Origin of the sequence: Acinetobacter sp. AS5, from assembly GCF_048957595.1 — a bacterium.
Taxonomy (GTDB): Bacteria; Pseudomonadota; Gammaproteobacteria; order Pseudomonadales; family Moraxellaceae; genus Acinetobacter.
In genome coordinates this window covers 42,922-56,340 of sequence record NZ_JARDAL010000006.1, presented here as the reverse complement: position 1 = coordinate 56,340, position 13,419 = coordinate 42,922, and the positions used below count along the sequence as shown (strand labels likewise).

Genomic DNA, 13,419 nt, shown 5'->3' with positions numbered 1-13,419 from the left:
CATGAACTTCACAATGTCTTTTTCTGAGCTTATGCCTCTAGCACCTGTGATGATCGTGTCGTTAACTGCGATCGTCGTGATGTTGCTGACCGCAATCAAGCGTAACCATAACCTGGTGGCTACCACCACGGTGATTGGTTTAAACCTTGCTGCGTTCTATATCATTTTCGTTTTGTTGGCGGGCGTGTTTGCACCTGCCAACGTGATGAATCTGTTCATCGTAGATCCATTTACGATGCTGTACCAGTTTGTGATTTTGATTGCTGCACTTGCATGTGCGACCTTGTCTCACGCGTATATCGAAACCTATAAAGATAACCGTGAAGAGCTGTATATCCTGATGCTGACATCCGTTGCGGGTGCCATGCTGATGGTGGCAAGCTCACACTATGCATCATTCTTTATCAGCCTTGAGTTGATGTCGATTCCTGTATATGGCTTGTTGGCATATACACATCAACGTTCTCAATCGCTTGAAGCGGGTGTGAAATATCTGGTGCTTTCAGCAACTGCATCTGCAATGCTGCTTATGGGTATGGCATATATTTATGCATATACAGGTACTTTAAGTTTCGTTGCTGAACCGGGCAAACTGTTTACTGTATTCAGTCAACCGGCTGTGGTAATTGGTCTGGCTTTAATTGTATTTGCTGTGGCATTTAAATTATCGCTGGCACCATTCCACAAATGGACACCAGACGTATACGCTGGTGCACCAGCGCCAATCGCGACTTTCCTTGCGACTGTTGCGAAAGTGGCGATGATTGGTCTGTTTGTTCGTTATGTATTGTCTTCAGGTTTAATCCTGGCAGACAGCTTCGTCACCATCATTTCGATTATTGCGGTTCTGTCTATCCTTGCAGGTAACTTGCTGGCGGTTCGCCAGGTGAACTTGAAACGTATCTTGGCATATTCTTCAATTGCACACTTTGGTTATTTGCTGGTTGCCATCGTAAGCTCACGTAATACCGACTTCTTGCAAGTTCAAGGTTTCGCGACTTTTGAAAGTGTAAACGTCTACGTGATTACCTATGTATTAACCACGATCGGTGCGTTCGGTGTTGTTACGCTAATGTCTAGTCCGTATAACAATACGGATGAAGCGGGTAGTCTGGCTGAATACCGTGGTCTGTTCTGGCGCCGTCCAGTATTGACTGCTGTATTGACAGTGATGATGCTGTCTCTTGCAGGTATTCCTTTAACTGCCGGCTTTATCGGTAAGTTCCTGGTGATTAAAACTGCAGTTGCAGGCGAAGCCTGGTTCCTGACTGCCATGGTCATCCTGGGTTCTGGTATCGGTCTGTACTACTACCTACGTGTGATGGTTGTGCTTTACATGACACCACCTGAAACACCACGTCTAGATGCGGTGAATCATTGGGGTCAAAAAGTCGGTGGTATCATGGTACTTCTTGCTGCGCTTGCGGTACTTGTGATTGGTGTCTACCCAGATCCGATGATTGCAGTATCTAAATATGCATTCTTTGCCATGTCACCTGAATTGCAACAGTTCATTTTCACTTTGGTTCAAAGTGGTTTTAACTAATATCTGTAAAGATTGACGTTATTACAAAAAAGCCTCCATGATTGGGGGCTTTTTTATTTATACAAATCAATAAAAGCCTTTATAATAGCGGAAATTTATCTTTAACCTTTTAGGTGTTCTCCCGTGGCAATCCATGAAATCCGTCATCCACTCATTCGACATAAGCTTGGTTTACTCCGTCGTGCAGATATCAGTACCAAGAATTTCCGTGAGTTAGCTCAAGAAGTGACCATGCTTCTAACTTATGAAGCAACTAAAGACCTGCCAATGGTTGAACATGACATTGATGGCTGGAATGGGGCTGTTACAGTTGACCGTATCGCGGGTAAAAAAATCACGGTTGTGCCAATTTTACGTGCCGGTATTGGTATGCTCGACGGTTTCTTGAACCTGATTCCAAGTGCAAAAGTATCGGTACTTGGTTTAGAGCGTGATGAAGAAACTCTGGAAGCACGTACCTATTATAAAAAACTGGTTCCAGATGTACAAAACCGTATCGCGATGATCATTGATCCAATGTTGGCGACAGGTTCTTCTTTAGTGGCTGCAATTGATGTACTGAAAGCCAGCGGCTGTAAAGACATTCGTGTGATGGTTCTGGTTGCTGCACCAGAAGGCATTAAGCGCGTAGAAGCTACGCATCCGGATGTCGTGATTTTTACGGCTTCTATCGATAATGGTTTAAATGAAAATGGTTATATCGTTCCAGGTCTTGGCGATGCTGGCGATAAAATCTTTGGTTCAGTTCAAAAAGACTAATTTTTGAATATGATGAAAAAAGGGGCTACTACAGCCTCTTTTTTATATAATGTAGACAGGGCATTTTCAGGATAGGACAATAGCATGAAAGATGAATTGTATCAGGGCAAAATCAAACAGTATGACCCTGCCAAAGGTTTCGGTTTTATTGGCTGCGCTGAGGGAGATGTATTCTTCCATATTTCAGACTTCCCTGCGGCAGAAGGCGAGCCAAAACGTAATGAACGCGTAAAATTTAATGTTGTTGAAAATGGCGATAAGTACAAAGCGATTAAGATTGAACGTGTCGAAGACAACTCAAAGAAAGCTAAAAAAACCAAAGTGGCGACACACAATAAATCAATTACATCGGTATTGTTAAACAACTTCCGCGGTTAATAGATAATCTTCATACTTAAATCGTGTTTAGTCACATTTAAAAAGAGGCTTTCGAGCCTCTTTTTTATAGTGCCACCGCTTACATATTCAAAGAGACAGATAACACATAAAAAATCCACCAAATAGCAACAATGCTGAGCATTTCCTTTGGCTTAGAATACAAATTAAATGAATTCTATAGAGAAAAGTGTCATGTTTACGGATGGAAAAATTAAAACTTACGATTCCGAACGTGGTATGGGTACTTTGGAGTTGGTAGGGGAAGCTCAAGAGTTAAGTTTCAAGTTACAGGATCTACCTTCGCCTGAAATTGAGCCACAAATTGGAGAGCGGCTTAAATTTAGAATCATTCCCCAACAAGAAAGCATGACCTTAGACAACATGGTACGTCTAGATATTAAAGCGCAGGATGAATTTGTGCCAGAAGTCGTCGCCTTGCAATCCTTGGCACCCACAGTCGGTGTTCCTGTACGTAATTCACTTTTCTTTAGTCCGACCCTATGGCTGGCATTGGCATCAGCTGTTGGTTTTATGATTTTTGGTGAAGTATAAATAAAACAGAAATTTTATTTTTTTACTTTTAACTAGGGATCTATTCTTCCGCCATAAGATGCACTTCTAGTTTTTATGTTTCTACTTTAGAGAATTTTACAAAAGATTTTCAGTCTCTTTTTGATCACAATCATAAAAAATATTAAAGATAAGAGCGAATTATGTTTCAAGAGGGGAAAATCAAAACCTATAACGAAGATCGTGGTTTTGGTTTTATTCAGATCGAAGGGCAATCTAAAGATTTATTTTTCCATGTCAAAGACTTTCCCAATAAAAATGTTCCGCCAAGAATTGGGGAAAAATTAAAGTTTTTAATTGTGGAAGATAATGGAAAGTTTAAGGCGGACCATATTGTTCGCTTGGATGTTAAAGCAACGATGTCTGTTGCACAAAATAATGATCTACATGAAGATATTGAAACCAAAGCCTCTCCACGTTATGAAAAGAAAAAATCATCAACTACATCAAAAATAATCACAATATCAGGACTGGTGATTATTGTGATTCTTGCTGTTCTTGTTTATAACAAATACCAAAGCTACCAAGTTCAAAAACAGCAAAAGCTTGAAGGACTGATGGTAGAGCAGCAACGAATTGTCGCTGAGCAGCGAGCAGCGCAAGGTGATTTACCTATGCAAGGATTATCTGAACAGGGCAGAAAGAACCTGGAAAATCGCGGCACTGAATTAAGAAGCCAAAGTAACCCAGTTAATCCGAAAACTTCAGAAACGGCTTCGCCATCTGTATCTCAATTTAAATGTGATGGTCGAGAGCACTGTAGTCAGATGCGTTCTTATGAGGAAGCATTATTTTTTATTCGTAACTGTCCCAATACCAAAATGGATGGTGACGGCGATGGGATACCATGTGAAAGTCAGTTTTGATGAATCCTAAAAAAAGCACCTGAAGGTGCTTCTAATATTTTAGCTTTCACAAAAATTCATAAAGGCTCTCAGACCTGGACCCTGATATTTCTGGCGATGTACCAGCATGAACAGCGGACGAGTCAGTGACCAGAATGGTGTATCCAGAATCACCAGTTGACCTTTTTCACGTAAAGGCTCAATCGCAAGTTTGGAAATACAGGACATGCCGATTCCGCCCGCTACAATTTTCAAAATTGCTTCATTATGACCGAGTGTCAGACGGATATTGGCATCTGGCACATCTTTTAAGATGGCATTGTCAAACACTTCACGGGTACCTGAACCTTCTTCACGCAAAATCCATTCTACAGATTTAAAATCTTCAGCGGTTAGTTCACGGTTCAATTGCGCAAGAGGATGATCCGGTGCACAGCATACGGCCAGCTCATCATCACGCCAATGGATACATTGGAGCTGTGGCAGATGACAGGAACCTTCAATTAAGGCAAGATCCAGCTGGAACTGATTCACCGCTTCAATCATTTGGCGGGTATTACCAACTTGAAGCTGTAAATGTGCTTGCGGCTTGATTTTCAAGAAATCGGCCATCAGGTCAGGAATCAGGTAATCCGAAATCGTCAGGGTTGCACCTAAACGTAAATCGATACTTTGAAGCTCACCTTTAGCAACTTGTTCAAAGGATTCACAGCGGCCTAAAATTTCCAGGGCTTGAGGGAGAAGAAAGCGCCCCAGGTCATTTAGCTGTAAACGTTTGCCTAGACGGTCAAATAGTGGAGCACCCAGACCATCTTCCAGATCTGCTAAAGCCATACTAGCCGCACTTTGTGTAAGCTTGACGGCATCGCTAGCCTTCGTTACGGTACCCTCTTGTGCCACTGCTACAAAAACAGCCAATTGGCGTAAAGTCATGCGCATGAGTAGAGCCTTAACATTTAAAAAATATTAATAAATTATATTGCCATGCTACCATGAGCACAGTCTTTCATGCCACGTTGAAATCATGTCAATTGAAAAATTTACCCGAGAAAAAGTTTTATCTGTACACCGTTGGACCAATACATTATTTAGTTTTACGATGACACGCCCGGCGCATTTCAAATTTACTGCAGGGCAGTTTGCGCGTATTGGTTTACAAGTGGGGGATGAACTGGTAGTCCGTGCCTATTCGGTGGTGTCATCTCCTTTTGATGAAACCCTGGAGTTTTTCTCGATTGTCGTTCCAGAAGGTAAATTTACCTCCAATTTACAGCACCTCAAAGTCGGGGATGAGCTGCATCTGGAAAAAATTCCTTATGGTTATCTGACTCTGGCACGTTATCAATTGCCTTTGCCTAAAGACCTATGGTTACTGGGTACCGGCACGGGTCTGGCACCGTTTATTTGCATGTTGCAAGACTTTGAAACCTGGAGCAAATACGAAAAAATTAATCTGGTTTATAGTGTGCGCACCCAGGCGGAACTTGCTTATGTGGACCGGATTCAGGAAATCGCTGAGACCTTTGGCGAAGGGCATACCGGTTTTAAATTTATCCCGATTATTACCCGTGAACCCGATGCACCTTTACACGACCGTTTGCCGATTCTAATTGCCAATGGTGAGCTGGAAAAGGCAGCAGGTATCGCGCTTAATCCGGAAACGACGCATGTCATGCTCTGTGGTAATCCGGATATGGTCGATGACACCAAAGAAGCTTTAAAAGCTCGCGGTTTGACCATGAACCGTCGTGGTGAAGGTAATATCGCGGTCGAGAATTACTGGTAAGGCTGAATTGTCCATCGGCAAAAGCTCCTGCTTGAAGGCAATGCGGTTCCCTTAACAGGAGCGAGATTGTGATATCTAGGGGATAACGGTTTTTTGACATCTTAACTGTTCGAGGCCTTGTAGGCTTCGAACGCTTCTCCAAAAAACCAAACTACCTATCCCTGTCTAAGTTCCGATAGCCCAACCGGATAACGCTGGTGTCCACAGTGCTGACCGGTCTGGTGAAATAGCCACTCCACAGGATCTACACCAAGATGTTTAAGTGCTTCGGTTAGACCAATGCGCGTCAGCAAGCCATAAGACGCTAACCACTGATCGCAAATATTGAGTCTTCTTGCTGCTTCATAGATGAGGACAGCACGAAAAATTGCCATTCCAAGAACCAGCCAAAGTACCTGATCTGCAGGCGAACGCCGCCTGCGAATAGTCACGGAACCTAAGTGTGGACTCGATCCACTCAACGGGGATATTGTGAATAAAAGTACTCAGATTCGAGAGGTTAAACAGATTATTAAGATCTAGAATATCCTGCTGAAATACCATAAAAAATCCGATGCCAAACCTGACATCGGATTCTCTAATAAATTCCACGATGATTCAAATAATTAAGTGAAAAGCATTGCCTATCGCGGAGGTTTTTTCGATTCAAGCTTAATGCACAAACATATCCATGGATTCACGGATTTCCTGAATGGCGGTTTCGACATCGGGGCTGAGCCAGGTCGGTTCAAAGAATCCGGCATAGTGTTCAATACGGTCTGCAGGCACCACCAGACGTACAGGACAGTCTTCTTCCAACAGTCGCCATGGAATAATCGGCACTTCATTATCCAGCCATGCCGTTACATCTCGAATATCGATAATCATCGCATTGACACAGTCCGGAAAAGGCATCACGGAAAATTCTTCGGTACGACGACGGAAATATTCCAGATCTTGCCAGCGAAGCAGGAAGCTTGGCTTACTAAATTCAATAATTCCAATCAGATGCTGATCACGGCTGTAGTGCAGCGTACATTGATGTGTGACGTCAGTATCAAGATCAAGCGATACACTTTGTTGACGATACGCCATATAACTCGGGTGTATAAATGAGAAGGTGGATAATTATAACGCATTTCATCGCTGAAAGGCAGCGTCTCAACTGTCTTCACTAAAGCCTGCGGAACTGGTATGGCTTATGCATATCTCCAGGGAACAACGATAAAAACAACGAGGTTGCTATGTCAGAATCAAAAAGTATGATTGATACCAGTGTGACTGAAACAGCAGTACAAGAAGATTATTTTGCCTTACGTCAGCTCAAGAAAGGCGCCGTAGGTTGGCTGCTTCTCGTCGGTCTGGGGGTCGCGTATGTGATTTCAGGTGATTTTGCTGGCTGGAATTTTGGTCTGGCACAGGCGGGTTGGGGAGGTATGTTTATTGCGACCATTGTGGTGGCATTCATGTATCTGTGTATGTGTCTGGCCATGTCGGAAATGTCGACCATGCTGCCGACTGCGGGTGGGGGATACAGTTTTGCCCGGACTGCTTTTGGTCCCTTTGGCGGCTATCTGACCGGAAGTGCCATCCTGATTGAGTATGCCATCGCTCCGGCAGCAATTGCCTGTTTTATTGGTGCTTATTGCGAAGCCTTGTTTGGTATTGGCGGCTGGATCATTTATCTGGTGAGCTATCTGGTGTTTATGGGTTTGCATCTGAAAGGTGCTGGTGAAGCACTCAAAATCATGTTCGTGATTACCGCAATTGCTGCGGTTGCCTTGATGGTGTTCATCTTTGGCATGTTGCCCCATTTTAATAGTGCAAACCTGTTTGATATTGCGGTCAGTACTGAAGCTGCGGGTGCAAGCAGTTTCCTGCCATTGGGCTATTTGGGCATCTGGGCAGCAGTACCTTATGCGATCTGGTTTTTTCTGGCAGTTGAAGGTGTCCCGCTGGCAGCCGAGGAGGCCAAAGAGCCAGCCAAATCCTTGCCGCGTGGCCTGATTGGTTCCATGCTGATTCTGGCATTCTTTGCCCTGAGTATCTTGTTGCTCGGTCCTGGCGCAGCAGGTGCAGATACGCTTAAAGATTCTGGTGCACCACTGGTGGATGCTTTAGTAGCTGTTTATGGGGCTAATACCTGGATGGCGAGCTTTGTCAATTTTGTCGGTCTGGCGGGTCTGATTGCCAGTTTCTTCTCGATTATTTATGCCTATTCCCGTCAAATTTTTGCACTCTCACGTGCCGGTTATTTGCCGAAAAAACTGTCCTTGACCAACAGCAATCATGCGCCTTATTTGGCCATTATTATTCCGGGCATTATCGGATTCCTGCTGTCCCTTTCAGGTGAAGGGGATCTGCTGATTCTGATGGCAGTCTTTGGTGCCACCATTTCCTATGTACTAATGATGATGTCCTATATCAAGCTTAAACTGTCTCGACCAAATCTGGCGCGTCCGTATAAAGCACCGGGCGGCATTGTCACGGCATCCATTGCACTGGTACTTGCTGCGATTGCAGTGGTGGCAGGCTTTCTGGTGGATCCAAAAGTCTGGTTAATGGCAGCCGCCATTTACGTGGTACTGATTCTCTATTTCTTGCTGTATAGCCGTCATCATCTGGTGGCCGGTACGCCGGAAGAAGAGTTTGCCAGTATCGAGGCAGCAGAAAAGGAATTGAAATAAATCATCTAGCAGGGAGAACACACTTATGCTGTATCAGATCAATGTGGCCAGTCAGCATTATATCTTTGAGGATTTAAAAACCTTATTGGCCAAGGCTACGCCTGAACGTTCTGGTGATCAGCTGGCAGGGATTGCGGCCGTGGATGCAACCGAGCGTGTCGCTGCACAAATGTGTCTGGCAGAAGTACCGTTACAGCAGTTTTTGCATGAAGCTGTGATTCCTTATGAGGTGGATGAAATCACCCGCCTGATTCTGGATGAACATGATGCCGATGCTTTTTATCCGATCTCGCATTTTACTGTGGGGGATTTTCGTAACTGGCTACTCAGTGCAGATGCCACCACAGAAAAGATTACGGCCTTAAAAATGGGTCTTATTCCGGAAATGGTCGCGGCAGTGAGCAAGATTATGCGCAATCAGGATCTGATTCTGGTGGCGAAAAAATGTCGTGTAGTCACGCGGTTTAGAAATACCATTGGTCTGGAAGGTCATCTGTCGACACGCTTACAGCCGAATCATCCGACCGATGACTTGATGGGAATTTCTGCATCTATTCTGGATGGACTGATGTATGGCAATGGAGATGCCGTCATCGGAATTAATCCGGCCACAGATAATCTGCAGAATTTAACTGAGCTGCTCAAACTGCTCGATCATGTTATTCAGGAATATGAGATTCCAACTCAATCTTGTGTTTTGACTCATATCACTTCCGGCATTCAACTCGCCAATAAAAATGTTCCGATTGATTTAATGTTCCAGTCTATTGCGGGAACCGAAAAAGCCAATACCGGTTTCGGCATCAATCTGGCGCTCTTACAGGAAGGTTATGAGGCGACCTTGAGCCTGCAACGCGGCACCGTGGGCCAAAATGTCATGTATTTTGAAACCGGACAGGGTAGTGCCTTGTCTAGCAATGGTCATCATGGCGTGGATCAACAGACTCTGGAAGCGCGTGCCTACGCCGTGGCGCGTAAGTTTAATCCCTTGCTGGTCAATACCGTAGTCGGCTTTATCGGACCGGAATATCTGTATAACGGCAAGCAGATTATCCGGGCCGGACTAGAGGATCATTTCTGTGGCAAGCTGCTCGGTGTACCGATGGGTTGCGATATTTGCTATACCAATCATGCCGATGCCGATCAGGATGATATGGATGTACTCCTGACCTTGCTTGCCAATGCCGGACTGAATTTTATTATGGGTATTCCCGGTTCAGATGACGTGATGTTGAACTATCAGACGACCTCCTTTCATGATGCGCTCTACATCCGGCAATTACTGGGATTAAAACCGGCACCCGAATTTGACTACTGGCTGGAGCATCAGGGAATTTTGGCGCAACAGTCTAATCAGCTGCACTGGCCAACAGAGTTGCCGAAGCAATTTTCACGTCTAATCCTGTCTTGAGGAAGTACTATGAAACTGATTGCCGATGTGAAATTTGAGTCCCAATTACAGGATAATCCCTGGCAGAAATTAAAAGCCTTTACTGATGCACGGATTGCCTTAGGTCGAACTGGGGGCAGCTTGCCGACTCGACCAAGTCTGGAATTTCAGTTGGCACATGCGCAAGCTAAAGATGCGGTACTGAAGCCACTTGATGTTGAATTCTTAAAATCTGGCTTAGCTAAAACGGGACTGCCTATTCTGGAAATTGAAAGCCAGGCGGTAGAGAAAGATCTTTATCTTAAACGTCCCGATCTTGGGCGTGTGCTTTCAGAACAGTCCAAAACGATATTGCAGCAATACCGGGCCGAACATCAGCAACATTGGGATGTAGCCATTGTGCTGGGAGATGGACTATCAGCACGTGCCATTGAGGAAAATAGCCTGCATTTTATTCCGGCCTTGCTAGAGGCATGCAAAGAACAAGGCTGGCAGATTGCCCCCTTAGTGATTGCCCGTGGCAGTCGTGTGGCACTGGGTGATGAATTGGCAGAAATTTTACAGGCGAAAATGCTGGTCATGCTAATTGGCGAACGGCCGGGTTTGAGCTCACCCGATAGTATGGGAATTTATTACACTTATAATGCTTTTAAAGGGTGTCATGATGCCTTGCGCAACTGTATTTCCAATGTCCGTTCTGCGGGCTTGGCCTATCCACTAGCTATCCAGCGACTGGTCGCATTGATGCGTAAATCCTGTGAGTTACAGCTTTCAGGGGTGCAGTTGAAAGATGAACACGAAACCCCAGTCGATATGCAACATAGCCCAGCCAAACGGCTATTTTAAAGTAGCATCTAGCAGAGAATTCTGATGGATTAGTGACTTACATCCCGTCACCATCTCACCATGTTTTGTCACAGAAGCCCTATTCACAGCTTGTTATTCTAAAAATCTACTTATGAATAACAAAGAGTGAGGATGGTTATGGTCGATGATTTCAATAAAAAACCACCTTTAAATCATCAGGCAGACGTGACGCAGAAAAAGCGTATCCCTGTTTATATCTTGATTTTGGTCGGTATTTTTTTACTCGCACTACTGTTCTATATGTTTGCTGACATGAATCCAGATGCGAATGATGCTCCTGCAGGACATCCAAATCCGAATGTACAGCCTGCTACCCCAAATAATTCAACTCCAGTCGGTGAGCCTACACAAGGCACCGCCACCATGAATGATGGAACGGAAGCTACAGCAACCGTGGGTGATGGCACAGAAGCAACAGCAACTGCGACTGATGGACAGGCGACTCAATAACTGAAAATACCTGAAAAGCTCTAGTGAACCACTGGGGGTTTTTTGCAATGGATGGTGATGTTTTAAGGTAGTGCCATCTACCTGGCTTGAGTCTGAAAACATCAAATCTAATATGAATCCGGAAAAAGAAGGGGCTGATTGTTTCAGGGAGATGCCCCCGATTTCAGATAAATAGCTTAATAACAAAGAGGGTAGAACAACATGAATGATTATATGAGAAGCCCGCGTGGTGGCTTCGATGCCATGTACTATTGGGATCAGTTCCATCCCATTCTTAGTGCAATTGCCATATTAGTAATTGGCTGGATCATTGCGTTACTGGTCTCGGCAGGCGTTAAAAAGCTCTTGCAAAAACTGGGCACCAATACACATTTAAATACGGCGACAGGTCATCACTCCAATGTGGAGAGCATTATCGCCCGCGTCGTGTTCTGGATTATTCTGATTATTGCCGTGATTGGTGCGCTGAACGTGCTCAATCTTACCAGTGTCAGCGGTCCATTCAGTAATATGATCCAGCAGTTCCTGTTATTTATCCCGCAGTTACTAGGTGCAATTGCAGTCGGATTCATAGGTTGGATTGTGGCCAATCTGGTGAAGATAGGGCTACAAAAACTGCTAGACCGAACGCAACTCGATGAAAAACTCAGTGCTGAAGTCGGTGTCAGTCCGATTAGTAAAAACATCAGTGAAATTGCTTACTGGTTAATTTTATTACTGTTCTTGCCAATCGTGCTGTCTATTCTGGGTCTCAACGGTCTGCTGTTACCAGTTCAGAATATGCTGACCGATGTTGTTAGTTACTTACCAAACATCTTCATTGCTGCAGTCATCATTTTTGTCGGTTATATCCTGGCGAAAATTGTGCGCGGTATTGTTGAAGGACTATTAAACAGTCTGAACGTACAGCAACATGCTGAAAAAGTAGGCATCTTCAAAAACTCGAATGTTTCTCAGGTGATTGGTTCATTTATCTTCGCCGTGGTGATCATTACGGCACTGATCATTGCATTTGAAGCATTGGGTATCGAGGCCATTTCTCAGCCTGCTACAGCCATGCTATATGAAATCATGAATGCCATTCCGAATATTATCGCTGCTGCGTTGATTCTGATTCTGGCGTATGTGGTCTCTAAACTGGTAGCACGTCTGGTAGTTGAAGTAGTTGCCGGTACAGGTGTTGATGAAATTCCTGCCAAACTGGATATCCAGCGTTTTTTAGGCACGACTAAACTTTCCAGTGTAGTCGGTTTCCTGATCGTTTTATTCACCATGCTATTTGCGGTATCTGAAGCAGCGAACCGTCTGGGCTTTGAACAGATCAGTGGTCTTATTGCAATGTTCATCTACTTCGGTGCCAATATCCTGCTCGGTGCGGTGATTCTGGTAATCGGTTTCTGGCTGGCAAATATTGTGGCGAATATCGTACAACGTGGTGAATATAACAGCTCACGCTGGTTAGCCAATCTGGTTCGTGTCTTGATTATGGGTCTGGTTGTCGCAATGGGTCTGCGTGCCATGGGTATTGCCGATTCGATCGTTAACTTGGCGTTTGGTCTAACTTTGGGTGCTGTAGCAGTGGCATTCGCCTTGGCATTTGGTTTGGGTGGTCGTCAACCTGCGGAGCGTGTACTCACAGATTTGATTGATAAAGCCAAACGAGAGGCCAAAGAACCCAATCCAGTCAAAGAAAAAGCTGAGAACAGCATATTTTCTGGATTAGGTGGCAAGACCACAGGTACAAGTGCAACCGATATGTCAGGTACTACAGGTGCAGCAATGGGTATGAGTTCTACAGATAGCTCAATGAGCCAGTCCTCTGGTGGTTCGCAAACTGCTACAGGCACTAGCGATTCTTCAATCACAACTCCAGGAGCAGGCATCATGCCAAATCAGGATTTAGACAAGAATATGCCTATGGGTACGGATTTATCTCATACTACCCCGGCAATCCTTACCACTGCACCGCAGGATGATGAATCATTGGGTATTGATCCGGTCAATCCGGATGCGGATCAAGCCGTACCAGATTCACTAAAAGTCGATCCGACTCATCCGCCAGTCAATAATCCATTTGGTTCAACTGGAGAAAAAGAGCCGAATGTCGATATTGATCGTTCTACTCAGAAAAAAGATGACCTGAAATAACCTGTTATCTTTAA

13 protein-coding genes and 1 pseudogene are annotated in these 13,419 nt (G+C 44.5%); 11 read left to right on the top strand and 3 right to left on the bottom strand.

The genetic code is table 11. The features are described from left to right. Position 1 precedes the first annotated feature (1 nt). The 5 genes from nuoN to PV763_RS03385 all read left to right on the top strand — a co-directional run bounded on the left by nuoN (position 2) and on the right by PV763_RS03385 (position 4,119). Positions 2–1,546 (top strand): NADH-quinone oxidoreductase subunit NuoN, encoded by a 1,545-nt coding sequence (nuoN, locus tag PV763_RS03405; protein WP_420937343.1) that lies wholly within the window; start codon positions 2–4, stop codon positions 1,544–1,546. A 123-nt stretch (positions 1,547–1,669) separates the two neighbouring features. Further along, complete coding sequence (upp, locus tag PV763_RS03400) at positions 1,670–2,305, top strand: uracil phosphoribosyltransferase (RefSeq protein ID WP_004280765.1); 636 nt, start codon at positions 1,670–1,672, stop codon at positions 2,303–2,305. A gap of 84 nt (positions 2,306–2,389) precedes the next feature. Beyond that, entirely contained in the window at positions 2,390–2,683 is a 294-nt protein-coding gene (locus tag PV763_RS03395) for a cold shock domain-containing protein (RefSeq protein WP_005106209.1), read from the top strand. Between the two features lie 192 nt (positions 2,684–2,875). Continuing rightward, positions 2,876–3,235: a hypothetical protein gene (locus tag PV763_RS03390; RefSeq protein ID WP_420937342.1), complete on the top strand. Its 360-nt coding sequence runs from the start codon at positions 2,876–2,878 to the stop codon at positions 3,233–3,235. A gap of 161 nt (positions 3,236–3,396) precedes the next feature. Beyond that, positions 3,397–4,119 carry a cold shock domain-containing protein gene (locus PV763_RS03385; protein WP_253099928.1) on the top strand — a complete coding sequence of 241 codons (723 nt, stop codon included), beginning with the start codon at positions 3,397–3,399 and terminating at the stop codon, positions 4,117–4,119. Positions 4,120–4,158: 39 nt separating this feature from the next. On the opposite strand, the gene gigC is transcribed toward PV763_RS03385, so the two are convergent. Further along, positions 4,159–5,037: a LysR family transcriptional regulator GigC gene (gene gigC / locus PV763_RS03380; protein WP_004280761.1), complete on the bottom strand. Its 879-nt coding sequence runs from the start codon at positions 5,035–5,037 to the stop codon at positions 4,159–4,161. Between the two features lie 85 nt (positions 5,038–5,122). Here gigC and PV763_RS03375 point away from each other — a divergent pair, with 85 nt between their 5' ends. Next, a complete protein-coding gene (locus tag PV763_RS03375) occupies positions 5,123–5,884 on the top strand; it encodes a ferredoxin--NADP reductase (RefSeq protein WP_420937341.1) in 762 nt (253 codons plus the stop codon). Positions 5,885–6,072: 188 nt separating this feature from the next. Here PV763_RS03375 and PV763_RS03370 read toward each other — a convergent pair. After that, positions 6,073–6,427, bottom strand: a pseudogene (locus PV763_RS03370) (transposase domain-containing protein); the annotation flags it as partial. 108 nt (positions 6,428–6,535) lie between these two features. After that, positions 6,536–6,958, bottom strand: a complete 423-nt coding sequence (locus tag PV763_RS03365; RefSeq protein ID WP_004280758.1) for a hypothetical protein — start codon at positions 6,956–6,958, stop codon at positions 6,536–6,538. Between the two features lie 167 nt (positions 6,959–7,125). Here PV763_RS03365 and eat point away from each other — a divergent pair, with 167 nt between their 5' ends. The 5 genes from eat (at position 7,126) to PV763_RS03340 (ending at position 13,405) form a co-directional block, all read left to right on the top strand. Beyond that, positions 7,126–8,550 (top strand): ethanolamine permease, encoded by a 1,425-nt coding sequence (eat, locus tag PV763_RS03360; protein WP_420937350.1) that lies wholly within the window; start codon positions 7,126–7,128, stop codon positions 8,548–8,550. A 25-nt stretch (positions 8,551–8,575) separates the two neighbouring features. Next, the gene (locus PV763_RS03355) at positions 8,576–9,961 is read left to right on the top strand and encodes an ethanolamine ammonia-lyase subunit EutB (protein WP_420937340.1); all 1,386 of its coding nucleotides are present in this window, start codon (positions 8,576–8,578) and stop codon (positions 9,959–9,961) included. A gap of 9 nt (positions 9,962–9,970) precedes the next feature. Beyond that, positions 9,971–10,786 carry an ethanolamine ammonia-lyase subunit EutC gene (eutC, locus tag PV763_RS03350; RefSeq protein ID WP_005247876.1) on the top strand — a complete coding sequence of 272 codons (816 nt, stop codon included), beginning with the start codon at positions 9,971–9,973 and terminating at the stop codon, positions 10,784–10,786. A 138-nt stretch (positions 10,787–10,924) separates the two neighbouring features. After that, positions 10,925–11,257 (top strand): hypothetical protein, encoded by a 333-nt coding sequence (locus PV763_RS03345; protein ID WP_005106219.1) that lies wholly within the window; start codon positions 10,925–10,927, stop codon positions 11,255–11,257. A gap of 201 nt (positions 11,258–11,458) precedes the next feature. Beyond that, positions 11,459–13,405 carry a mechanosensitive ion channel gene (locus tag PV763_RS03340; RefSeq protein WP_420937339.1) on the top strand — a complete coding sequence of 649 codons (1,947 nt, stop codon included), beginning with the start codon at positions 11,459–11,461 and terminating at the stop codon, positions 13,403–13,405. Positions 13,406–13,419: the final 14 nt, after the last annotated feature.